General features: G+C 71.4%; 18 protein-coding genes, 1 tRNA gene and 1 pseudogene. 10 read left to right on the forward strand and 10 right to left on the reverse strand.

Features of this window, described 5'->3' with window-relative positions:
• Positions 1 to 162 precede the first annotated feature (162 nt).
• From ACH4SE_RS12135 to ACH4SE_RS12160, 6 genes are all read left to right on the forward strand, one after another.
• Positions 163 to 1,329 carry a pyridoxal phosphate-dependent aminotransferase gene (locus tag ACH4SE_RS12135; protein WP_398543253.1) on the forward strand — a complete coding sequence of 389 codons (1,167 nt, stop codon included), beginning with the start codon at positions 163 to 165 and terminating at the stop codon, positions 1,327 to 1,329.
• Positions 1,330 to 1,747: 418 nt separating this feature from the next.
• A complete protein-coding gene (locus tag ACH4SE_RS12140; protein ID WP_398543254.1) occupies positions 1,748 to 2,008 on the forward strand; it encodes a CopG family transcriptional regulator in 261 nt (86 codons plus the stop codon).
• Entirely contained in the window at positions 2,005 to 2,448 is a 444-nt protein-coding gene (locus ACH4SE_RS12145; RefSeq protein ID WP_398543255.1) for a PIN domain-containing protein, read from the forward strand. The genes ACH4SE_RS12140 and ACH4SE_RS12145 overlap by 4 nt, the downstream gene beginning before the upstream one ends.
• A 25-nt stretch (positions 2,449 to 2,473) precedes the next feature.
• Positions 2,474 to 2,641, forward strand: a complete 168-nt coding sequence (locus ACH4SE_RS12150; protein ID WP_398543682.1) for a hypothetical protein — start codon at positions 2,474 to 2,476, stop codon at positions 2,639 to 2,641.
• Between the two features lie 22 nt (positions 2,642 to 2,663).
• A complete protein-coding gene (locus ACH4SE_RS12155) occupies positions 2,664 to 3,608 on the forward strand; it encodes an ADP-ribosylglycohydrolase family protein (protein WP_398543256.1) in 945 nt (314 codons plus the stop codon).
• A gap of 177 nt (positions 3,609 to 3,785) precedes the next feature.
• A complete protein-coding gene (locus tag ACH4SE_RS12160; RefSeq protein WP_398543257.1) occupies positions 3,786 to 5,132 on the forward strand; it encodes a hypothetical protein in 1,347 nt (448 codons plus the stop codon).
• A 73-nt stretch (positions 5,133 to 5,205) separates the two neighbouring features.
• Here the strand turns inward: ACH4SE_RS12160 and argG are convergent, their stop codons facing one another.
• Positions 5,206 to 6,660 carry an argininosuccinate synthase gene (argG, locus tag ACH4SE_RS12165; RefSeq protein WP_398543258.1) on the reverse strand — a complete coding sequence of 485 codons (1,455 nt, stop codon included), beginning with the start codon at positions 6,658 to 6,660 and terminating at the stop codon, positions 5,206 to 5,208.
• Positions 6,661 to 6,744: 84 nt separating this feature from the next.
• The gene (locus tag ACH4SE_RS12170) at positions 6,745 to 7,536 is read right to left on the reverse strand and encodes a vWA domain-containing protein (protein ID WP_398543259.1); all 792 of its coding nucleotides are present in this window, start codon (positions 7,534 to 7,536) and stop codon (positions 6,745 to 6,747) included.
• Positions 7,537 to 7,651: 115 nt separating this feature from the next.
• On the opposite strand from ACH4SE_RS12170, the gene ACH4SE_RS12175 reads away from it, so the two are divergent.
• The gene (locus ACH4SE_RS12175) at positions 7,652 to 8,026 is read left to right on the forward strand and encodes a VOC family protein (protein ID WP_398543260.1); all 375 of its coding nucleotides are present in this window, start codon (positions 7,652 to 7,654) and stop codon (positions 8,024 to 8,026) included.
• 122 nt (positions 8,027 to 8,148) lie between these two features.
• On the opposite strand, the gene ACH4SE_RS12180 is transcribed toward ACH4SE_RS12175, so the two are convergent.
• From ACH4SE_RS12180 to dnaK, 6 genes are all read right to left on the reverse strand, one after another.
• Positions 8,149 to 8,685: a YbjN domain-containing protein gene (locus ACH4SE_RS12180; protein ID WP_398543261.1), complete on the reverse strand. Its 537-nt coding sequence runs from the start codon at positions 8,683 to 8,685 to the stop codon at positions 8,149 to 8,151.
• A 108-nt stretch (positions 8,686 to 8,793) separates the two neighbouring features.
• A complete protein-coding gene (clpB, locus tag ACH4SE_RS12185) occupies positions 8,794 to 11,418 on the reverse strand; it encodes an ATP-dependent chaperone ClpB (RefSeq protein WP_398543262.1) in 2,625 nt (874 codons plus the stop codon).
• Positions 11,419 to 11,785: 367 nt separating this feature from the next.
• The gene (locus ACH4SE_RS12190) at positions 11,786 to 12,319 is read right to left on the reverse strand and encodes a heat shock protein transcriptional repressor HspR (RefSeq protein ID WP_398543263.1); all 534 of its coding nucleotides are present in this window, start codon (positions 12,317 to 12,319) and stop codon (positions 11,786 to 11,788) included.
• Positions 12,320 to 12,323: 4 nt separating this feature from the next.
• On the reverse strand, positions 12,324 to 13,514 hold the full coding sequence (gene dnaJ, locus ACH4SE_RS12195) for a molecular chaperone DnaJ (RefSeq protein ID WP_398543264.1): 1,191 nt from the start codon (positions 13,512 to 13,514) through the stop codon (positions 12,324 to 12,326).
• 44 nt (positions 13,515 to 13,558) lie between these two features.
• A complete protein-coding gene (gene grpE / locus ACH4SE_RS12200) occupies positions 13,559 to 14,251 on the reverse strand; it encodes a nucleotide exchange factor GrpE (RefSeq protein WP_398543265.1) in 693 nt (230 codons plus the stop codon).
• The gene (dnaK, locus tag ACH4SE_RS12205) at positions 14,248 to 16,113 is read right to left on the reverse strand and encodes a molecular chaperone DnaK (RefSeq protein WP_398543266.1); all 1,866 of its coding nucleotides are present in this window, start codon (positions 16,111 to 16,113) and stop codon (positions 14,248 to 14,250) included. Before dnaK ends, grpE begins: the two co-directional genes overlap by 4 nt.
• A gap of 345 nt (positions 16,114 to 16,458) precedes the next feature.
• Between dnaK and ACH4SE_RS12210 the strand changes: the two genes are divergently transcribed.
• Both ACH4SE_RS12210 and ACH4SE_RS12215 read left to right on the forward strand, forming a co-directional pair.
• A complete protein-coding gene (locus tag ACH4SE_RS12210; protein ID WP_398543267.1) occupies positions 16,459 to 18,729 on the forward strand; it encodes a heterodisulfide reductase-related iron-sulfur binding cluster in 2,271 nt (756 codons plus the stop codon).
• Between the two features lie 131 nt (positions 18,730 to 18,860).
• Entirely contained in the window at positions 18,861 to 19,805 is a 945-nt protein-coding gene (locus ACH4SE_RS12215) for a Yip1 family protein (protein ID WP_398543268.1), read from the forward strand.
• A 25-nt stretch (positions 19,806 to 19,830) separates the two neighbouring features.
• Here the strand turns inward: ACH4SE_RS12215 and dcd are convergent, their stop codons facing one another.
• On the reverse strand, positions 19,831 to 20,406 hold the full coding sequence (gene dcd, locus ACH4SE_RS12220; protein WP_398543269.1) for a dCTP deaminase: 576 nt from the start codon (positions 20,404 to 20,406) through the stop codon (positions 19,831 to 19,833).
• Between the two features lie 367 nt (positions 20,407 to 20,773).
• On the opposite strand from dcd, the gene ACH4SE_RS12225 reads away from it, so the two are divergent.
• Positions 20,774 to 20,847: transfer RNA gene (locus ACH4SE_RS12225), tRNA-Gly, on the forward strand.
• Positions 20,848 to 21,231: 384 nt separating this feature from the next.
• Here ACH4SE_RS12225 and ACH4SE_RS12230 read toward each other — a convergent pair.
• A pseudogene (locus ACH4SE_RS12230) lies at positions 21,232 to 21,685 on the reverse strand (tyrosine-type recombinase/integrase); the annotation flags it as partial.
• Positions 21,686 to 21,996 lie beyond the last annotated feature (311 nt).

A 21,996-nucleotide genomic window follows, 5' to 3' on the forward strand; every position in this document is an offset into this window, starting at 1 on the left:
CCCCGCTCGCGGCGGGTACGGCCAACCAGGCACAGGATCAAGAAACTTGGGGTATACACCGCTGCCCCGGCAAGCGGCGCAGCAGCACGGCGCGGGACCGGCCCCGTATCGTCTGGCGCGGGGCGTCACCCGCACGGCATCACTTCCGAGGACGGTGCACACATGAACGGCAGGCCGCTGCTGAACCGCAGGCTGGAAGGCCTCGGGACGACGATCTTCGCCGAGATGTCCGCGCTCGCGGCCGCCACCGGGGCGATCAACCTCGGCCAGGGCTTCCCGGACACCGACGGGCCGGAGTCCGTCCGGGAGGCCGCCGTAAGGGCACTGCGCGACGGACGCGGCAACCAGTACCCGCCGGGGCCGGGCGTTCCGGAGCTGCGTCAGGCGATCGTCGGCCACCAACGCCGCTTCTACGGGCTGGAGTTCGACCCCGACACCGAGGTCCTGGTGACGGCCGGCGCGACCGAGGCCATCGCGGCGGCGATGCTCGCCCTGCTCGAACCCGGCGACGAGGTCATCGCGTTCGAGCCCTTCTACGACTCCTACGCGGCGTGCGTCGCGATGGCCGGCGGAGTCCGCGTCCCGCTGACCCTGCACGCTCCCGACTTCCGCCCCGACCTGGACCGGCTGCGCGACCTGGTCACCCCGCGCACCCGCGTCCTCCTCCTCAACAGCCCGCACAACCCGACCGGCACCGTCCTCACGCGGGACGAGCTGACGGCAATCGCCGAACTCGCCGTGGAGCGCGACCTCATCGTGGTCACCGACGAGGTCTACGAGCACCTCACCTTCGACGGCGCCCGCCACACCCCCCTGATCACCCTCCCCGGCATGCGCGACCGCACAGTCTCCATCTCCTCCGCGGGCAAGACCTTCTCGTTCACCGGCTGGAAGGTCGGCTGGGTGACCGGCTCCCCCGCGCTCGTCGCCGCCGTCCGGACGGCCAAGCAGTTCCTCACCTACGTCGCCTCGGGCCCCTTCCAGTACGCCGTCGCCGAGGCCCTGGCCCTCCCCGACACGTACTACACCGCTTTCCGCGACGACCTCCAGACCAAGCGCGACCTGCTCGCCGACGGCCTCACCGCGGCCGGCTTCGAGGTCTACCGCCCCCAGGGCACGTACTTCATCACGACCGACATCGCACCCCTCGGCGAGACCGACGCCCTCGTCTTCTGCCGCGCCCTCCCGGAACGCTGCGGCGTGGTCGCCGTCCCCAACTCCGTCTTCTACGACGACCCCGTCGCCGGCCGCACCCAGGTCCGCTTCGCCTTCTGCAAACGCGAGGACGTCCTGCGGGCGGCCCTGGAGCGGCTGATGATCCGACTGTGACATAACGCCCGCCTGAGCGTATGTCCCGCGTACCCTCATCAGCTTCCTGCAGGATGCGCGGAAGCAATGCGGGACACGCATCAAGGCCCTGGTATCAAAAGTCGACCATTGGCGGATCGAAGAGTCCGAAGTGAGGGAGATAGTCGCTCTCGACTGCGAACTCCGCCTCATGGACCCCAGGGATTACAGGCAACTGCACGATCGGCATCTTGTCTTCCAAGGAGGGGTCCGGGGTGGTGTGGTCATGCCCACCGGTGGGGTCGTGCTGTGTCAGCACCCCCCCGGGGCAGCGATGGCTGTTCGGGCTCCGCTGCTCGACAGCGCCGTCGTCATCCGAGCCTGGGGGCGAGGAGCAGCTCCCTGACGGCCAACGCGCTGCACCATGTACGCCCCCTGGTACATGGACTATCATTAGTACATGTCCATGAAGCGCACCAACGTCTACGCGGACCCCGAGGATCTCGCGATCATCAAGGAGGCGGCGGCCCGTCGCGGGATCAGCGAAGCCGAGATCATCCGCCAAGGGATCCATTTGGCAGCCATGGCAAACCGCGTCTGGGAGGAGCCGTTGTTCTCGCGCACCTTCGAGGGCTCCGGCCGCACACCGACCGGGGGCGATGTACGTGACGCCGTGGCGGACGCCGTTCGGCGCGAGACGGAATCCAGGCCCGCCGAGTGATCATCGTCGTTGCCGACACGTCGGGGCTACTGGCCGCGCTCGACTCCGCCCATCCGGAACACCGAGGCGCCGGTGAAGCCCTCGCAGCCGCCGGCCTCCTTGTCATGTCCCCGCTGCTTCTCGCTGAGATCGACCACGTCGCCACCCGTGAGTTGGGACGGCAGGCCGCGCTCAGCGCCGTCGACGACATCCGGCGCTGGATGCGGGTGAGCCGCATCGTCGTGCCGGAGATCACCGAGATTCACCTGGCGACCGCCCAATCCCTGCGTGCCAGGTACGCGTCGCTCGACCTCGATCTGGCCGACGCCGTCAACGTCGCGCTGGCTGCGGACTACGACACCGATGCCATCCTCACTCTGGACCGTCGCGACTTCCGCGCCCTACGCCCGCTGGGCCGTCATAAGTGCTTCCGCCTCCTGCCGGACGACCTGCCCCTGTGACCGCATGAGTGCGTGAAGGAGGAGTGTGGGCCCGGGTGACCGGCTCCCCCTGCGCTCATCACCGCGATCCCCCAACTCCGTCTTCTACGACGACCCCGTCGCCGACCGCACCCAGGTCCGCTTCGCCCTCTGCAAACGCGAGGACGTCCTGACCGAGGCCGCGCAGCGTCTGCGCAAGGCGTTCGGCGGCTGAAGTTCCGGCGTAGCCTGCGCTGATGGACCGCAGGGAACGTGCCGTAGGGGCCGTCGTCGGGTCGGCGGTCGGGGACGCCCTGGGCGCGCCGTTCGAGTTCGGGCCCGCGGGGGCGTTCTCCGCGCGCTTCCCGACGCCCGCGGGGGGCGGTGAGATGTGCGGGGGCGGCGGCTGGGATCCGGGCGAGGCCACCGACGACACGCAGATGGCCGTGCACCTCGGCCAGTCGCTGCTGAAACGCCGCGGACTCGACCTCCCGGACATCTTCGCCCGCTTCCAGCGGTGGGCGGCCGCAGAGCCGAAGGACATCGGCCTCCAGACGGAGGACGTCCTGGGCAACGGCAAGCCGTGGGACGCGGCAGCGGCTGCGCACTTCGCGAGCAACCACCGGGCCGCCGGGAACGGCGCCCTCATGCGTGCCACGACGTCCGCGGTCTACTTCGCACGCCGCGGCCGGCACGTGACCATGGGCGCCGCGCGCGAGATCTCCGCGCTCACCCACGGAGACCCTGCCGCCTGGGAAGGCACCGCGATCTTCCACGACCTCGTGCGCGTGGCGCTGGAGGGCGGCGACCCGCTCGCCGCCGTCCCGTCCACGCTCGCGCACGTCCGTCCGGAGCACCGGGACCGTTACGCCGTCGTCCTGCGCCCGGACTGGCACCCGGACCGGGCCACCGAGTTCAACGGTGCCGTCTGGCCCTGCCTCGGCTCCGCGGTGTGGGCGGTCCGCACCACCGCCTCGTACGAGGACGCCGTACGCGCGGCCGTCGACCTCGGCGGCGACACCGACACCGTGGCCGCGGTCACCGTCGGCCTCGCCGGAGCCGTCCACGGCTTCGACGCGATCCCCGCCCGCTGGACCGCTCCCCTGCACGTCCCCCTCCCCGGCGCCGGCGAGCGGGTCCTCCGCCTGCCCGATCTCCTCGGTCTCGCCCGGGACCTGGCGGACCCGCCGGGCAGCAGCTGACGCCCGTTTCGGGGTGTGCCGCCGCCCTGCCCGCGCCGGCGTCGCCGGTGACCCGGCGACCGGGCCCGGTCCGGGGCGGTGTCACCGGTGTGTCAGGGGTGCTGTCAGTGGTGGGTGATCTACTCGGCTTGCACTCGAACCTGAGTGCCCATCACCGAACGGAAAGTCAGGAGTCCCATGCGCACCAAGCGTGCTTCACAGGCCGCAGCCGTCGCTGTCGCGACCGGGCTGGCGTCGCTCGGCCTGTCGACCGCCTCCGCACAGACTGCTCCCACGGCGGTCGTGCTGCCGATCCCCCACTACGCGCACATGCTCGTCGACCCCGCTCACCAGCACCTCTTCATCAGCGGCGGGGAGGGGTCCAGCAGCATCCTGGTCACCGACTACGCGGGGCGGACGGTCGCCACGATCGACGGGGAGACGGGGGCGAACGGGCTGGCGCTGTCGCCGGACGGGAGCACGGTGTACGCCGCGCTCGGCGGCGCGGACGCGATCTCGGCCGTCGACACCGGAACGCTGACCGAGACGGCGCGCTACGGCACGGGCGCGGGCACCGGCCCGCAGTCGGTGGTGTGGAGTGCCGGCAGGCTGTGGTTCGGGTACGGCGGTGCCGCGCAGGGCGGGATCGGCTCGGTCGACCCGGCCGCCGACCCCGCCGCCGTGACCCTCAGGGCGACGGGCGACAGCTGGTACAGCGCCCCGATCCTCGCCGCCACGCCGGGCGGCGAGCTGGTGGCGGGCGAGCCCGGGCAGAGCCCGGCCGAGCTGGCCAGCTACGACGTGTCCGGCGGAAGCGCGCGGGTGCTGCACGGCCCGCTCTACCTGACGTCGCCGACGGTCAGCAGCAATCTGGCGGACCTGGCGATCACCCCGGACGGCAAGGACGTGGTGACGGCGTGCGGCGCGCCGTACGAGCACCAGGTGTTCAAGGTGGCCGACCTCAGCCCGGACGGGGCGTACCCCACGGCGACCTACCCCAACGCGGTCGCGATGGGCGCGGACGGCACCGTGTTCGCCGGGTCGGAGAACCTGTACGGCGACCAGGTCTTCGTCTTCGCCCCCGGCAGCACGAGCCCGGTCGTGTCGTACCCGGTCGCCCCCAACGAGTTCGAGGCGGACGCGGGTCTGGCCGTCACCCCCGACAACAGCACGCTGTTCGCCATAAGCGCCGACCCGTACGGGGCGGATCCGGTGCTGCACGTCATAGCGAACCCGGCGCAGGCGGCCTCCAGCCTGACCGTCTCCGGGCCCGCGAGCGTCCACCGGCACGGGACGGTCACCCTGACCGGCTCGCTCGGCGGCCCGTCGGTGTACGTCGCTGGGCAGACGGTGCAGGTCACCCGGGTCGACCGGGCGAACCCGGCCGGCACCGCGCTGCCCGCCGTGACGACGGGCGCGAACGGCACGTTCACCGTGACGGACACCCCGCCGACCGACGGAACGGTCACCTACCAGCTGGCGTACGCCGGGAACGCGCACCTGGCGGCGTCCGCCGCGAGCGTCACCGTGCAGATCGGGCGCTGAACGGGCACGGGCCGGCCCCGCGCGCGGTGCTCCGCGCGGGGGGCCGGCCCGGCAGGATCCCCGGGGACGACGGTCAGTCGGTGCCGGACTCCATCGCCGCGCGGTCCAGCAGCGCGTCGTCGGGCTCCGCCTCGCCGCGGGAGGCGATGACCTCCGCGCCACCCTCGGACAGCTCGGGCATGGTCTCGATGAGGCCCGTCGCGGGCTCCTGCGCCGGGCCGAGGGCCAGGCTGCCGGAGCCGACGAGGCCGAGCTGGGCGTACTGCTCCAGCTTGGCGCGGGAGTCGGCGATGTCCAGGTTGCGCATGGTGAGCTGGCCGATCCGGTCCACCGGGCCGAACGCGGAGTCCTCGGTGCGCTCCATGGACAGCTTGTCCGGGTGGTAGCTGAAGGCCGGGCCCGTCGTGTCGAGGACGGAGTAGTCCTCGCCGCGCCGCAGCCGCAGGGTCACCTCGCCGGTGACGGCGGCGCCGACCCAGCGCTGCAGGGACTCGCGGATCATCAGCGCCTGCGGGTCCAGCCAGCGGCCCTCGTACATCAGCCGTCCGAGGCGGCGGCCCTCGGTGTGGTACTGCGCGAGGGTGTCCTCGTTGTGGATCGCGTTGACGAGGCGCTCGTAGGCCGCGTGCAGCAGCGCCATGCCGGGGGCCTCGTAGATGCCGCGGCTCTTGGCCTCGATGATCCGGTTCTCGATCTGGTCGGACATGCCCAGGCCGTGCCGGCCGCCGATCGCGTTCGCCTCGGCCACCAGGTCGACGGCGCTCGCGAACTCCTTGCCGTTGACGCTGACGGGGCGGCCCTGGTCGAAGCCGATCGTCACGTCCTCGGCGGCGATCTCGACCGACGGGTCCCAGAACCGCACGCCCATGATCGGGTCGACGGTCTCGACGCCGGTGTTCAGGTGCTCCAGGGTCTTCGCCTCGTGGGTGGCGCCCCAGATGTTGGCGTCGGTGGAATACGCCTTCTCCGTGCTGTCGCGGTAGGGCAGCCCGTGGGCGAGCAGCCACTCCGACATCTCCTTGCGGCCGCCGAGTTCGGTCACGAAGTCCGCGTCGAGCCAGGGCTTGTAGATCCGCAGGTGCGGGTTGGCGAGCAGGCCGTAGCGGTAGAACCGCTCGATGTCGTTGCCCTTGAAGGTGGAGCCGTCGCCCCAGATCTGGACGTCGTCCTCGAGCATCGCCCGCACCAGCAGCGTGCCGGTGACGGCGCGCCCGAGCGGCGTGGTGTTGAAGTACGCCCGCCCGCCGGAGCGGATGTGGAACGCCCCGCAGGTGAGCGCCGCCAGGCCCTCCTCGACCAGCGCCGCACGGCAGTCGACCAGTCGCGCGACCTCGGCGCCGTAGGCCTTCGCACGGCCGGGCACCGACGCGATGTCGGGCTCGTCGTACTGGCCTATGTCAGCGGTGTAGGTGCAGGGGACAGCGCCTTTGTCGCGCATCCACGCGACCGCGACCGACGTGTCGAGGCCACCGGAGAAGGCGATGCCGACGCGCTCGCCGACAGGGAGGGAGGTGAGGACCTTGGACATGGAAATATTATGCACACCAACGCATGCTCATGCAAAGCCCCTCGTTCGGGGGACGGCGGAGCCCCCGGGAGCCCCCGGCCGCCGTCATCCCCGGGGAGCCAGGATGCCCGCCGCGCGGGCGGCGGCGAGCCAGTCGGGGAATTCGCGGAGCAGGCTGTCGTACAGCTCCGCGTCGGAGAGCGCCTTCGGGGTGCTGCCCGCGGCGAAGAACCCGGCGTTGTCGACGGGCCGGCGGTCCGGCACCGGCAGGTCGTCGAGCTTGCGCAGGAAGCGGAAGTCGTCGTCCCCGAAGCCGACGAACTGCCAGAAGATCGGCAGCCGCGCGGACACGCACAGCACATGCTCGGCGGCGGCCTTCGACGTCGGCGAGCCGTCGGTCTGGAAGACGACGAACGCCGGGTCGGCCGCCCCGCAGGCCTCGTAGTGGTCGATCACCTTCTGCATCGCGAGGTGGTAGTTGGTGCGGCCCATGTGGCCCATCGACTCGTGCAGCGGGCCGATGCGGTCCCGGTAGTCGCCGAGGCCTATCTCCGCGGTGCCGTCGACCTCGGTCGAGAAGAAGACGACCGGCACCACCCCGTCGTCGTCGAGGTTGGCGGCGAGCGCGAGGGTCTGCTCGGCGAGGTGCTGCACGGAGCCGTCGCGGTAGTAGGGCCGCATGCTGCCGGAGCGGTCCAGCACGAGGTACACGGCCGCCCGCTCGCCGCCGACCCGGTGCTTGTCCAGCGAGACGGCCGCACTCTTGTAGAGGCTGACGAGCCCGGGGGCGCTCGCGGCGACCTTCTCCAGACTGACGGCGGGACCTGCGCCGGCGCGCTCCGCGCGGGGCGGCTTGCGGTAGTCGATCCGGGGCGGCTTGCGGTAGTCGATGGCCATGAGCCGGGATTCTCCTCCTGCCCGGCGCCCGGCGCGCACCCGTTCGCGCCCGCACCGATGACTTCGCGGCCCGGGACCGGTCTGCACTCGTGGGCACGATCTACAGGAGGCGAAAATGTTCGAGTCGACGAAGGCCTTCAGCGGCTTCTCGGTGGACGACGTCGAGGCCGCGGCGGCGTTCTACGGGGACACGCTGGGCCTGAAGGTGTCACGGCAGAACGGGCTGCTGAGACTGCACATCGCGGGCGGCCGGGACGTCCTGGTCTATCCGAAGCCGGACCACCGGCCGGCGACGTTCACCGTCCTCAACTTCCCCGTCCCGGACATCGAGGCGGCGGTCGACGAGCTGGGGCGGCGCGGAGTGCGCTTCGCGCGGTACGAGCAGCTGCCGACGGACGAGCGGGGGATCTTCCGCGGCGGCGGCCCGCTCATCGCCTGGTTCACCGACCCCGCGGGGAACGTGCTCTCCGTGCTGGAGGAGTCCGACTGAGTCACCCCGCGGCCGGCGCGGGAGAGCGGACCGGCGCGGGAGAGCGGAAGAGCCCGGCCGCACGGGGGCCGGGCTCTTGCGTCGGTGCCGCGGGCACGGGCCGGTGCCCGGAGCGGCGGGGGTCAGTCCTCGGCGGAGTCCTCGCCGCCGTCGCCGGCCTCGTCGGCGTCCTTCGCCAGGCCCAGCGTGTCCACGGCCCACTTGTCGAACTCGATCGACGCGCGCACCCAGCTCACCGTGCTGGACACGAAGTGCTCCAGGCCGACGCCCAGGCCGATCATCAGCTGGGCCTCGCCGACGAGGCGGACGCCGCCGTCGTCGTTGGTGTGGGTGTAGACCTTCGGCCACAGCGTGCGGCGGTTCCAGTCGTCGATGACCTCGTGCAGCTGCGCCTTGTCGTCGACCTCGAACGGACGGTCGTAGAAGGTCCGGACGGCGAAGACCGCCTGCTCGCCCTCGCCGCGGAACATGAAGTACGTGCGGAAGTCCTCCCAGGGCGCGACGAGGTCACCCTCCTCGTCGACCAGGTACTTCAGCTCCATCTGGTCGAGCAGCTGCTTGACCAGGTCCTGGTCGGGGATGACCACACCGCTGTTGCCGGCGGACGGGGGGCCCGGCTGGCCCCCGAAATCAGGAATCGAGGACGGGTCGATGCTCACCGTGAAGTCCCTTCGTGACGTCTGACTGCCATCCTCCCTCATCCGCACCCCCAGGGGGAAACCCCGGGGCGTGCGCGCCCGGCGCCGCTCACGGGGCGGCAGCGGCCGTCACTTGCTGAGGTCGGGCCCGGCGGGGCCGGTGGCCGCGCCGACGATCAGGCCGTCCGCGGCGCGGTCGACGCGGACGGTCTGGCCGTCCGTGATCTCTCCCGCGAGCAGCTCGCGGGCCAGCGGGTCGCCGATGGCGGTCTGCACCAGGCGGCGCAGCGGCCGGGCGCCGTACGCCGGGTCGTTGCCCTCCTCGGCCAGCCAGTCCAGGGCGGCGTCGGTGACCTCCAGGCCGAGCCTGCGGTCCTTGAGGCGGGCCGCGAGCCGGCCGGTCTGGAGCCTGGCGATCCTGCGCAGCTCGTCCTTGGTGAGCGCGGAGAAGACCACGGTGTCGTCGAGCCGGTTGAGGAATTCGGGCTTGAACGACGCACGCACCGTGGCCAGCACGTTCTCCCGCTTCTGCTCCTCGGTGAGCGCCGGGTCCACCAGGTACTGGCTGCCCAGGTTGGACGTCAGGACGAGGATCACGTTCCGGAAGTCGACCGTGCGGCCCTGGCCGTCGGTGAGCCGGCCGTCGTCGAGCACCTGGAGCAGGACGTCGAAGACCTCCGGATGCGCCTTCTCGACCTCGTCGAGCAGCACGACGCTGTACGGGCGGCGGCGGACGGCCTCGGTGAGCTGGCCGCCCTCCTCGTAGCCGACGTATCCGGGCGGGGCGCCGACGAGCCGCGCGACCGAGTGCTTCTCGCCGTACTCGCTCATGTCGATGCGGACCATGGCCCGCTCGTCGTCGAAGAGGAAGTCGGCGAGCGCCTTGGCCAGCTCGGTCTTGCCGACGCCGGTCGGGCCCAGGAAGAGGAAGGAGCCGGTCGGGCGGTCGGGGTCGGCGATGCCGGAGCGGGAGCGGCGCACCGCGTCGGACACCGCGCGCACCGCCTCGGTCTGGCCGATGAGCCGGCGGCCGAGCTCGTCCTCCATGCGCAGCAGCTTCTGCGTCTCGCCCTCCAGCAGGCGGCCGGCCGGGATGCCGGTCCAGGCGGCGACGACGTCGGCGATGTCGTCCGGGCCGACCTCCTCCTTGACCATGTTGGTCGAGGGGCCCTGCGCCGCGGCCTCCTGCTCCTCCCTGGTGGCCTCCTCCAGCTCGGCCTCCAGCTTGGGCTTCTCGGCGTAGAGCAGCTTGGAGGCGGTCTCGAAGTCGCCGTCGCGCTGGGCGCGCTCGATACGGGTGTCGATGTCGTCGAGGTGCTCCTTGAGCTCGCCGACCCGGTTGAGGCCCTGCTTCTCCTTCTCCCAGCGGGCGGTCAGGCCGCGCAGCTCCTCCTCACGGTCGGCGAGGTCCCTGCGCAGCTTGTCCAGCCGCTGCACGGACGCCGGGTCCGTCTCGTTGCGCAGCGCCATCTCCTCCATGCGCAGCCGGTCGACGGAGCGCTGCAGCTCGTCGATCTCGACGGGCGAGGAGTCGATCTCCATCCGCAGCCGCGAGGCGGACTCGTCGACCAGGTCGATCGCCTTGTCCGGCAGGAAGCGCGAGGTGATGTAGCGGTCGGACAGGGTCGCCGCGGCGACGAGCGCGGAGTCGGCGATCTGCACCTTGTGGTGCGCCTCGTAGCGTCCCTTGAGGCCGCGCAGGATCGCGACCGTGTCCTCCACGGTCGGCTCGGCGACCAGCACCTGCTGGAAGCGGCGCTCCAGCGCCGGGTCCTTCTCGATCCGCTCGCGGTACTCGTCCAGCGTCGTCGCGCCGACCATGCGCAGCTCGCCGCGCGCCAGCATCGGCTTGAGCATGTTGCCGGCGTCCATCGCCGAGTCGCCGCCGGCGCCCGTGCCGACGACGGTGTGCAGCTCGTCGATGAAGGTGACGATCTGCCCGTCGCTGTCCTTGATCTCGGCGAGCACGGCCTTCAGCCGCTCCTCGAACTCCCCGCGGTACTTCGCGCCCGCGACCATCGCGCCGAGGTCGAGCGAGACCAGCCGCTTGTTGCGCAGCGACTCGGGCACGTCGCCCTTGACGATGCGCTGCGCCAGGCCCTCGACGACGGCGGTCTTGCCGACGCCGGGCTCGCCGATCAGCACGGGGTTGTTCTTCGTACGCCGGGAGAGCACCTGCACGACCCGGCGGATCTCCTGGTCGCGTCCGATGACCGGGTCGAGGCGGCCCTCGCGTGCCGCCGCGGTGAAGTCGGTGCCGTACTTCTCCAGCGCCTTGTACGTGCCTTCCGGGTCCTGGCTGGTCACGCGCTGCCCCCCACGGGCGGTCTCGAAGGCGGCCAGCAGCTCCTTGCCGCCGGCCCCCTGGCGGGTGAGCAGCTCGCCGGCCGCGCCGCCCTTGACGGCGATGCCGATGAGCAGGTGCTCGGTGGAAAGGTATGCGTCCCCCAGCTCCTTCGCCCGCTCCGCGGCGTCCGCGATGACCGCGAGCAGCTCGCGGTTGGCCTGCGGCGGCGCCACGGTCGAGCCCTGCACCTTGGGCAGTTGCCCGACGAGCCGCCCGGCCTCCGCGCGCAGGCCCGCCGGGTCGGCCCCGACGGCGCTGAGCAGGTCCAGCACGTTCTCGTTGTCCGTGCCGCTCAGCAGCGCGAGCAGCAGGTGCGCGGGGGTCAGGTCCGGGTTGCCCTCGGAGACCGCCCGGGTGTTGGCGGCGTTGAGCGCTTCCCGGCTCTTGTTCGTCAGCTCGGCGTCCACGGAGCGGATCCTCCTCGGGGTGCTGGTTCAATTCTGGCCCGCCCGGCCGGCCGGGGCGCGGCAGCGCGACGGCGTGGCTGCCCGGGGCGCGGGGCCGCGGGGCGGGCGTTTCCGGGGGCGCGGCAGGGCCGCGCGGCACGCCGGCGTCCCGCACCGCTCGCCGGCCGGTGGTTTCTGCGGGCGCCCTCCCCGGCGAAAACGCCGGGAGGGCCGGACCGCCCCTCGGGCGGGGGCGGAGTGCGGCGCCGTCCGGCCGGGCGGGCGGTCCTACGAGCCCGCTCGGGGCTGTCCGCCCGCGCGGCCGCGGCTCCGGCCGGGGCGGGCGGGGAGAGGGGCGGGGCCCTGCGTCGTACGGTGCCCCGGGCGCCTAGGCGCCGTCGCGCTTGGGGCGCCAGACCACCAGGGCGCTGGTGTGCTGCACGTCCTGGTAGGGGACGAGGTCACGGCGGTACGACGCGTGGACCGCCGCCTCGCGCTGCTGGATGAGGGCCGCCGCGCCCTCCACCGTGGCGGTGAGCTCGGCGACGCGCGCCTGGAGCGCGGCGACCTGGTTCTCCAGTTCGATGATGCGCTTGATGCCCGCGAGGTTGATGCCGTCGTCCTGGGAGAGCCGCTGCACCTCGCGCAGCTGCTCGATGTCGCGCGCGGAGTAGCGGCGGCCCCGCCCGGCCGTGCGGTCGGGCGAGACCAGGCCCAGGCGGTCGTACTGCCGCAGGGTCTGCGGGTGCAGCCCGGACAGCTCGGCCGCCACGGAGATCACGTAGACCGGGGTCTCCTCGGTGAGCTGGTACGGGTTGCGCCCGCGCGGGGCACCGCCCGTACCCCGCGGAGCGCCCGCGCGCCCGGTGCCGGTGCCGCGCGGGCCCGGCGCCGTACCGTCCGTCCGGCCGTCGATGCTCATCCGTTCACGCTCCCTCTGCCGCCTTGAACAGCTCGGCCCGCGGATCGAAGTCCGCGGTCGCCTCCCGGTAGGCCTCCAGTGCGTCGAGCGCCTTGCCCTCGCTCCTGTCCGGCACCGCCACCTCGACGATGACGAGCAGGTCGCCGCGCGTGCCGTCCTTGCGGACGGCGCCCTTGCCGCGGGCGCGCAGCGTACGGCCGTTGGGGGTGCCCGGCGGGAGCTTGAGGGTGACCGGCGGGCCGCCGAGCGTGGGCACCTTGACCTCGCCGCCGAGCGCCGCCTCCACGAAGGTGACCGGTACGGTCACCGTGAGGTTGGCGTCCTTGCGGCCGAAGACCGGGTGCCGGCCGACGTGCACGACCACGTAGAGGTCGCCCGCCGGGCCGCCGCGCTCGCCGGGGGCGCCCTTGCCGCGCAGCCGGATGCGCTGCCCGTCGGTGACACCCGCCGGGATGCGGACCTGCATGGTGCGCGAGCTCTTGGCGCGCCCGCTGCCGTGGCAGACCTCGCAGGGGTTCTCCGCGATCAGGCCGCGGCCCTTGCAGTCCACGCAGGGGTCGGTGAGCGAGAAGCCGCCCCCGCCGCCGCGCGAGACCTGGCCCGTGCCGACGCAGGTCGGGCACACCCGGGGCGTGCCGTTCTTGTCGCCGGTGCCGGAGCAGGCCTTGCAGGGCGCCTGCGAGGACATCCGCAGCGGGACGGTCGCCCCGTCGACGGCCTCGGTGAAGCTGAGCGTGACCTCGGACTCGATGTCCTGGCCGCGCCGGGGCTGCACCCGGGTGCCGCCGCCGCGGTTGAAGAGCCCGCCGAAGACGTCCCCGAGCCCGCCGCCGAAGCCGCCGCCCTGACCCCCGCCGGGGGCCTGGCCGCCGGCGCCGCCGCCGAAGAGGTCGCCGAGGTCGAAGTTGAAGCCGCCGGCGCCGCCCGCGCCCGGGCCGGGGCGGAAGCCGCCGTTCCCGAACAGCGCGCGGCCCTCGTCGTACTCCTTGCGCCGTTTGGCGTCCGAGAGGACGTCGTTGGCCTCGGAGATCTCCTTGAAGCGCTCCTCCGCCTTCGCGTCGCCCTTGTTGGCGTCCGGGTGGAACTCGCGGGCGAGCTTCCGGTACGCCTTCTTGATCTCGGCATCCGTGGCGTCCTTGGGGACGCCGAGGACCTTGTACAGGTCCTTTTCGAGCAGGTCCCTACTGATGCTCATCCCCGGCGTCCCTCCTTCCGGCCCTGAAGGCTCTCTCTACACCGTCAGCCCTGGTCCGGGCCACCGTTCTCCTCGTCGTCCGCCGTGTCCGCCGCCTTGCCGCGGTCGTCCGCCGACTCGTCGGCGGCCTTCCCGGATCCCGGCTGCGGTTCGGCGACCGCGACCCGGGCGGGCCGCAGATTGCGCTCACCGAGGCGGTACCCGGGCTGGAGGATCTGCACGCATGTCGTCTGCGTGACATCCGGCGAGTAGCTGTGCATCAGGGCCTCGTGCACCAGCGGGTCGAAGGCCTCGCCCTCCTTGCCGAACTGCTGCAGCCCCAGCTTCGCCGCGACCGTCTCCAGCGACTCGGCCACCGACTTGAAGCCGCCGACCAGCTCACCGTGCTCGCGCGCCCGGCCGATGTCGTCGAGCACCGGGAGCAGCTCGGTGAGCAGGTTGGCCACCGCGATCTCCTTGACGGCGACGCGGTCGCGCTCCACCCTCCGGCGGTAGTTCTGGTACTCGGCCTGCAGGCGCTGGAGGTCCGCGGTGCGCTCGCTGAGCGCGGTGCGCACCTGGTCCAGCTGCGCCCGCAGCGCGGTCAGCTCCTGGGAGTCCCCGCCGCCGGCCCCCGGGGCCGCCTCGTCGGCGGTCCCGGAGTCCTTGCCGGACGCCGAGCCCTTGGCGGGCTTGGCGTCACCGGACTCGGAAGGGACGTCGGGCTCCGGCTCGAAGCCCTTCGGCTCCTCCGTCACGCGGCACCGTCCCTCTTGTCGTCGTCGACGATCTCCGCGTCCACCACGTCGTCGTCCGCGGCGGCCTGCTCGCCCCCGGCCGCACCGGCGCCCGCCTGGGCGGCGCCGTCACCGGGCGCGTTCGCGTACAGCGCCTGGCCGAGCTTCTGGCTGACGGCGGCGACCTTCTCGGTGGCCTCGCGGATCGACGCGGTGTTCTCGGCGTCGGTCGACTCGTTCTTCAGCTTCTCCTTGAGATCCGCGATGGCGGTCTCGACCTCGGACTTCACGTCGTCGGGGAGCTTGTCCTTGTTGTCCGCGATGAACTTCTCGGTCTGGTAGGCCAGCTGCTCGCCCTGGTTGCGGGTCTCGGCGGCCTCGCGGCGGCGGTGGTCCTCCTCCGCGTACTGCTCGGCCTCGGACCGCATGCGGTCGACCTCGTCCTTCGGCAGCGAGGAGCCGCCGGTGACGGTCATCCGCTGCTCCTTGCCCGTGCCCAGGTCCTTCGCGCCGACGTGCATGATGCCGTTCGCGTCGATGTCGAAGGTGACCTCGATCTGGGGCATGCCGCGCGGGGCCGGCGGCAGACCGGTCAGCTCGAACATGCCGAGCTTCTTGTTGTACGCGGCGATCTCGCGCTCGCCCTGGTAGACCTGGATCTGCACGGACGGCTGGTTGTCCTCGGCCGTCGTGAAGATCTCCGAGCGCTTGGTCGGGATCGTGGTGTTGCGCTCGATCAGCTTCGTCATGATGCCGCCCTTGGTCTCGATACCGAGGGACAGCGGGGTGACGTCGAGCAGCAGGACGTCCTTGACCTCGCCCTTGAGCACGCCGGCCTGGAGGGACGCGCCGATGGCGACGACCTCGTCCGGGTTGACGCCCTTGTTGGCCTCCTTGCCGCCGGTCAGCTCGCGCACCAGCTCGGCGACGGCGGGCATACGGGTGGAGCCGCCGACGAGGACGACGTGGTCGATCTCGGACAGCTGGATGCCGGCGTCCTTGATCACGTTGTGGAACGGCGTCTTGCAGCGCTCCAGCAGATCGCTGGTCAGCTGCTGGAACTGCGCCCGGGTGAGCTTCTCGTCCAGGTGCAGCGGGCCCTCGGCGGACGCCGTGATGTAGGGCAGGTTGATGGAGGTCTCGGTCGAGCTGGACAGCTCGATCTTCGCCTTCTCCGCCGCCTCGCGCAGGCGCTGGAGGGCCATCTTGTCCTTGCCCAGGTCCACGCCGTGGCCGGACTGGAACTGCTTGACCAGGTAGTCGACGACGCGCTGGTCCCAGTCGTCACCACCGAGGTGGTTGTCGCCGTTGGTGGCCTTGACCTCCACCACGCCGTCGCCGATCTCCAGCAGCGAGACGTCGAAGGTGCCGCCGCCGAGGTCGAAGACCAGGATCGTCTGGTCGTCCTTGTCCAGGCCGTACGCGAGCGCGGCCGCGGTCGGCTCGTTGACGATGCGCAGCACGTTCAGGCCCGCGATCTCGCCGGCCTCCTTGGTGGCCTGCCGCTCGGAGTCGTTGAAGTACGCCGGCACGGTGATGACCGCGTCGGTGACCTTCTCGCCGAGGTAGGCCTCCGCGTCCCGCTTGAGCTTCTGCAGGATGAAGGCGGAGATCTGCTGCGGGTTGAAGTCCTTGCCGTCGAGGTTGATCTTCCAGTCGGTGCCCATGTGGCGCTTGACCGACCGGATGGTCCTGTCGACGTTGGTGACGGCCTGGCGCTTGGCCACCTCTCCGACCAGCACCTCGCCGTTCTTGGCGAAGGCGACGACGGACGGCGTGGTCCGGGCACCCTCTGCGTTGGTGATGACGGTGGGCTCGCCGCCTTCGAGAACGCTGACGACGGAGTTTGTCGTGCCCAGGTCGATGCCGACCGCACGTGCCATGGTGGATTCCTCCTGCTGCCTACTTGAGTGGAACTGACTCAAGAGTGCACGACGGCCGCAACTGTGTCAACAGAGGTGAGTCGCGTCGACTCAACTTAGCGGCGCGCATCCCGCGCACCCGACCCCCGCGGGGTGCCCGCCCGGCCCACCTGCGACGCGCGACACAGATCACCAGTGGTGCGGCTTTATGGGTCCCCCGATCCCGGGTAACCTCAGCCAGGACCGCAGTAAGTTACCGCTTAGTAGAGTGAGTGCCCCTGTACCCGGGTACGGGAACACCGCCCCCTACGCGTAGCCCGTACCCGTTCCCACCGTTCGTACCGTGCGCAGGCCCGAGGAGCCCTCATGCAACTCGCCGCGATCATCGTGTCGCTGGTCCTCACCGCGGTCGGCGTCGCGCTGTTCAGCCTCGCCGTCGCGCAGATCTACCGGTTCATCCGGCTGGGCAAGCCCGTACCGGCCGGCAGCCGCACGAACGACCCGAAGGCCCGTACGACGACGATGCTGCGGGAGTTCGTCGGGCACACCCGGATGAACAAGTGGGGCGTCATCGGCGTCGCCCACTGGTTCGTGGCGGTCGGCTTCCTGACCCTGGGCCTGACGATCGTCAACGCCTACGGCCAGCTCTTCAAGGCCGACTGGATACTGCCGGTGGTCGGCGACTGGCTGCCGTACGAGCTCTACACCGAATTCATCGCCCTGCTCACCACGCTCGGCATCATCACCCTCATCGTGATCCGGCTGCTGAGCCTGCCCTCGCGCGCCGGCCGCAAGTCCCGCTTCGCCGGTTCCACCGCCTGGCAGGCGTACTTCGTCGAGTACGTCATCCTCGTCATCGGCCTGGCGATCCTGACACTGCGCGGCCTGGAGGGCGCGCTGCACGGCGTGGACGGCTACGAGGCCGCGTACTTCGCCTCGTACCCGCTCGTCGCGGGCTTCCGCGGACTGAGCACGCAGACGCTGCAGAACCTCGTCTACGCCGTCGCCATGGTCAAGCTCGCCGTCACCATGACGTGGGCGATCGTCGTCGGCCTCAACACCGACATGTCCGTGGCCTGGCACCGCTTCCTGGCCTTCTTCAACATCTGGTTCAAGCGCAACGCGCACGGCGAGGTCTCGCTGGGGGCGCTCCAGCCCATGACCAGCGAGGGCAGGCCGATCGACTTCGAGGACCCGGGCGAGGACGACGTCTTCGGCGTCTCCAAGATCGAGGAATTCTCCTGGAAGGGCATCCTCGACTTCTCCACCTGCACCGAGTGCGGCCGCTGCCAGTCGCAGTGCCCGGCCTGGAACACCGGCAAGCCGCTGTCGCCCAAGCTGCTCGTCATGTCGCTGCGCGACCACGCCAACGCCAAGGCCCCCTACCTGCTGGCCGGCGGCGGCAAGGACGCGGAGGGCGAGGAGCGCGCCACCCCCGGGCAGCTGGCCGGCGTGCCCGCCGCCGCGCTCGCCGAGGCCGAGCGCCCGCTGATCGGCACCGCCGAGGAGAACGGCGTCATCGACCCCGACGTGCTGTGGTCCTGCACCACCTGCGGCGCGTGCGTCGAGCAGTGCCCCGTCGACATCGAGCACATCGACCACATCATCGACATGCGCCGCTACCAGGTGATGATCGAGTCGTCCTTCCCGTCCGAGGCGGGCACGATGCTCAAGAACCTGGAGAAGAAGGGCAACCCCTGGGGCCTGCCGAAGAAGCAGCGCCTGGCGTGGGTCAAGGAGGTCGACTTCCCCGTGCCCGTCGTGGGCGAGGACGTCGAGGACCTCACGTCGGTCGACTACCTGTACTGGGTCGGCTGCGCCGGCGCCCTGGAGGACCGCGCCAAGAAGACCACCAAGGCCTTCGCCGAGCTGCTGCACATCGCGGGCGTCAACTTCGCGATCATGGGCGGCGAGGAGAACTGCACCGGCGACTCGCCGCGCCGCCTCGGCAACGAGTTCCTCTTCCAGCAGCTCGGCGCCGAGAACGTCGCCATGCTCAACACGGCCTTCGGCGAGGAGCTGGACGACGACGGCAAGACCGTCGCCGCGAGCCGCAAGCCGCGCTCGGCGAAGAAGATCGTCGCCACCTGCCCGCACTGCTTCAACACCATCGCCAACGAGTACCCGCAGCTCGGCGGCGAGTACGAGGTCATCCACCACACGCAGCTGCTGCAGACCCTCGTCGACGAGGGCCGGCTCGTCCCCGTCACCCCGGTCGAGGGCCTCATCACCTACCACGACCCCTGCTACCTGGGCCGGCACAACAAGGTCTACACACCGCCGCGCGAGATCATCGCCAAGGTGCCCGGCCTGCGCAGCGAGGAGATGCACCGCCACAAGGACCGCGGCTTCTGCTGCGGCGCGGGCGGCGCCCGGATGTGGATGGAGGAGCGGATCGGCAAGCGCATCAACAACGAGCGCGTCGACGAGGCGCTGTCCCTCGACCCGGACATCGTCTCGACGGCCTGCCCGTTCTGCCTGGTGATGCTCACCGACTCCGTCAACGGGAAGAAGAACGAGGGCAAGGCGAAGGAGTCCGTGCAGGTCGTGGACGTCGCGCAGCTGCTGCTCGACTCCGTCAGGACCACGCCGGCGCCCTCCGCGGCGGCCGCGGGGGCGGACTCCGCGGCGGGCTGAGGCGCCGTCGCCGCCGCGGACCCGGGCGGGCCCGGGCGGCGCGCCGCCGCGCGTGTCACAGCTTGGCAGCAAAGGCCGGGCCCGGCAGGACACCGGGCCCGGCCTTTCACGGCAGCGGGTACGTTCGAATCGTGGCTGGATACGAGAACCGCGACCGACGAGGGCAGGACCCGAACGCGCCGGGCCATCCGCCGCCTCCGCCGTCCGGAGGCCGCGGGCCCTACGGCCGGGGTGCGTACGGGGCGCCGCACGGCGGGGCCGCGCACGGTGCGCCGCACGGCGGGGCCGCGCACGGTGCGCCGCACGGCGGTGGCGGCTACCGCGGGCCCCAGGGGCCGTACGCCGCGCCGGGCGAGCCGGAGTACTTCGAGCCGGCCCCGTCCTACGACGACGCCCCCGGCCACACACGGGCGTTCACGATGGGCGAGCCGGCGCAGCTCGCGGACCCGTACGCGTACAGCCCCCCGGCCGGCGGCTACTCCGACGACAACGTGGCCACCTACCGGGCCGGCCAGAGCGCGGCCCCGCCCGTGGGCCCCCGGCTGCACTGGAAGCAGCTGATCAGCGGCATCGCGCTGCGTCCCGGCCGGACGTTCTGGCAGATGCGCGACCACACGATGTGGGCCCCCGCCCTCACCGTGACCTTCCTTTACGGCCTGCTCGCCGTCTTCGGCTTCGACAGCGCCCGGCACGACGTCCTGGACGCGACGCTGTCCGCGAGCATCCCCCTGGTGCTGATGACGGCCGTCGCCGTCACCCTGAGCGGCCTCGTACTCGGCGCGGTGACCACCACCATGGCCCGGCAGCTCGGCGGCGACGGCGCCTGGGCCCCGACCGTGGGCCTGGCCCTGCTCGTCACGTCCGTGACCGACGCCCCGCGCCTGTTCTTCGCCCTCTTCCTGGGCGGCGCCAACAGCTTCGTCCAGCTGCTGGGCTGGCTCACCTGGCTCGCCTGCGCGGCGCTCATGACGTCGATGGTCGCGAAATCCCACGACCTGCCCTGGCCGAAGGCGCTGGGCGCGTCGGCGATCCAGCTCGTCGCGCTGCTGATGCTGTTCAAACTCCCCCTGATCTAGGGGGAGTCCCCCGGCCCGGGGGAGATCACACCTGCGTGCGGTGGAAGTTCAGGTACGACCGGGAGGCGGTCGGCCCGCGCTGCCCCTGGTAGCGCGAGCCGTACTGCTGCGAGCCGTACGGGAACTCGGCCGGGGACGTCAGCCGGAACAGGCACAGCTGCCCGATCTTCATCCCCGGCCAGAGCTTGATCGGCAGCGTCGCGACATTCGACAGCTCCAGGGTCACGTGCCCGGAGAAGCCGGGGTCGATGAACCCGGCGGTGGAGTGCGTGAGCAGCCCCAGCCGCCCCAGGCTCGACTTCCCCTCCAGCCGCGAGGCGACGTCGTCCGGGAGCGTGATGACCTCGTACGTCGAGGCCAGCACGAATTCCCCGGGGTGCAGGATGAAGGCGTCGTCCCCCTCCGGCTCCACCAGCCGCGTCAGATCCGGCTGCTCGACCGCCGGATCGATGTGCGGGTACCGGTGGTTCTCGAACACCCGGAAGAAGCGGTCCAGCCGCACGTCGATACTCGACGGCTGCACCATCGACGGCTCGAACGGGTCGACCCGCACGCGCCCGCTGTCGATCTCTTTCCGGATGTCACTGTCTGAGAGAAGCACAGACCGACCCTAACGCGTCCGCCTCACTTCTCCCCGCGCGCACCCTCTCCGACCGGCACCGCATGCCGCAGCCGCGCACACCGCGGACACCTCACCAGCCGCCCCGGCCCGAGCCGCTCAGCCCCCAACTGCTGCAACGGAAACGACCCGGTGGTGAACACATGCCCCTCCGCACAACGAACCGTGCGCTCCATGTAGCCCCTTCCCCAACTCCGCGTGGCCGACAAACCCACACATTAGGGGATCCCCCGACCCCCCACAGGAGAGCCACACCGCCCGCCCAACCTACCCCTTCCCCCCACCTCCACCCGCACCCCACCCCGATGCGGTAGAGTATCCGCGGAGCCCCCTTCAGGGGTGCTTTCCGGCGGATGTAGTTTAATGGTAGAACATGAGCTTCCCAAGCTCAGAGCGCGGGTTCGATTCCCGTCATCCGCTCCATTCTTAAGCCCCAGGTCATGGACTTGGGGCTTTATTGTCACCTAGACCAATTACCCAGTCACGCACCACTTGCGCACCAAATCCGGCGGTCAATAAGGGCCACCGGGCAGGGGCAGAGAAACAGACAGGCACCGACCCCTTATCCGTCTCGAATTCCGAGACGGATTTTAAGTGACCTGCACCACACAGGGAAGTGGGCGCCCGCTACGGACGGTTGAGCCCTCTCCTCCACACATCCCACCGCCGCAGCAGCAACGCCGCTGCTCACAGGGGGACTTCATCCACGCGGAGGAGGGCCAGGCCGCCACGGAGCGTGGCGGCGGGCACGGTTCGGGGGCCGACCCCGAGTGCGGGTCGGCCCCCGAACCGGCGGTCAGGCACCCGTCAGACCCGCCGCACCACTTCCGCACCAGATGGGCCCTCGCCCGCGCTGTCGCGGCGCTCGGCGCGGACACGTTCATCCAGCCCGGCCGCGACCTCCCTCTGCCGCTCCAGCGGCGAGTGCTGGTAGATCAGGGCAGCCCGCTCCGAGGACTGGCCGGAGCGGACCATGACGTCCTTGAGGGTGCCGCCCGACTGGGTGACGAGGGTGTTGCCGGTGTGCCGGAGGTCGTAGAAGCGGAAATTGACGGGCAGGCCGACCTCTGCACGGGCTTTGCGCCATTTACGGCCGAAGGTGGATCGGCGGAACGGCGCCCCGCGTTCCCCGACGAAAAGCAGGCCGCCCGGTTCCTTGGCGGCGAACCAGTCGAGGTGCCGTCCGACGTCGACCGTAAGGAATTGCGGGAAGGACGACCGTACGCTTTCCTGCCCGTGATTTCGGGTCGCCGGTGGCCCGGTCCGGGACCACGCCGCCGGAGTACCCGTCGAGCCGGTCCGCCGGATCGGCCGCCCGCCCAGCGCCGAACTCGACGAACTCCTCACCCTGGTCCGCCCCGCCTTCACCGCGCACGAAAACCCCACCCGGAACGCGGTCCGCGACCAAATCCGCGCCGCCGGCCACACCATCGCGGAAGACCGCCTCACCCAGATCATGACCACCTTGCGCCGCGACCAAGGCGGCCACTGACCGGAAGTCACCCCCGGCCACGGGCGGACCACCCATCCTGGTCCGCCCCTCCGGTCACCCCCGCAGCCAGCGCGGACCAT

Origin of the sequence: Streptomyces sp. NPDC020983, assembly GCF_044333485.1 — a bacterium.
In the GTDB taxonomy this organism is placed as follows: Bacteria; Actinomycetota; Actinomycetes; order Streptomycetales; family Streptomycetaceae; genus Actinacidiphila.

Excerpts from the sequence above, each read along its gene's own strand:
- ACH4SE_RS12135 (WP_398543253.1), top strand. The coding sequence starts at position 163 with ATGAACGGCAGGCCGCTGCTGAACCGCAGGCTGGAAGGCCTCGGGACG.
- ACH4SE_RS12140 (WP_398543254.1), top strand. The coding sequence starts at position 1,748 with ATGTCCATGAAGCGCACCAACGTCTACGCGGACCCCGAGGATCTCGCG.
- ACH4SE_RS12155 (WP_398543256.1), top strand. The coding sequence starts at position 2,664 with ATGGACCGCAGGGAACGTGCCGTAGGGGCCGTCGTCGGGTCGGCGGTC.
- ACH4SE_RS12160 (WP_398543257.1), top strand. The coding sequence starts at position 3,786 with ATGCGCACCAAGCGTGCTTCACAGGCCGCAGCCGTCGCTGTCGCGACC.
- argG (WP_398543258.1), bottom strand. The coding sequence starts at position 6,660 with ATGTCCAAGGTCCTCACCTCCCTCCCTGTCGGCGAGCGCGTCGGCATC.
- ACH4SE_RS12170 (WP_398543259.1), bottom strand. The coding sequence starts at position 7,536 with ATGGCCATCGACTACCGCAAGCCGCCCCGGATCGACTACCGCAAGCCG.
- ACH4SE_RS12175 (WP_398543260.1), top strand. The coding sequence starts at position 7,652 with ATGTTCGAGTCGACGAAGGCCTTCAGCGGCTTCTCGGTGGACGACGTC.
- ACH4SE_RS12190 (WP_398543263.1), bottom strand. The coding sequence starts at position 12,319 with ATGAGCATCGACGGCCGGACGGACGGTACGGCGCCGGGCCCGCGCGGC.
- dnaJ (WP_398543264.1), bottom strand. The coding sequence starts at position 13,514 with ATGAGCATCAGTAGGGACCTGCTCGAAAAGGACCTGTACAAGGTCCTC.
- dnaK (WP_398543266.1), bottom strand. The coding sequence starts at position 16,113 with ATGGCACGTGCGGTCGGCATCGACCTGGGCACGACAAACTCCGTCGTC.
- ACH4SE_RS12210 (WP_398543267.1), top strand. The coding sequence starts at position 16,459 with ATGCAACTCGCCGCGATCATCGTGTCGCTGGTCCTCACCGCGGTCGGC.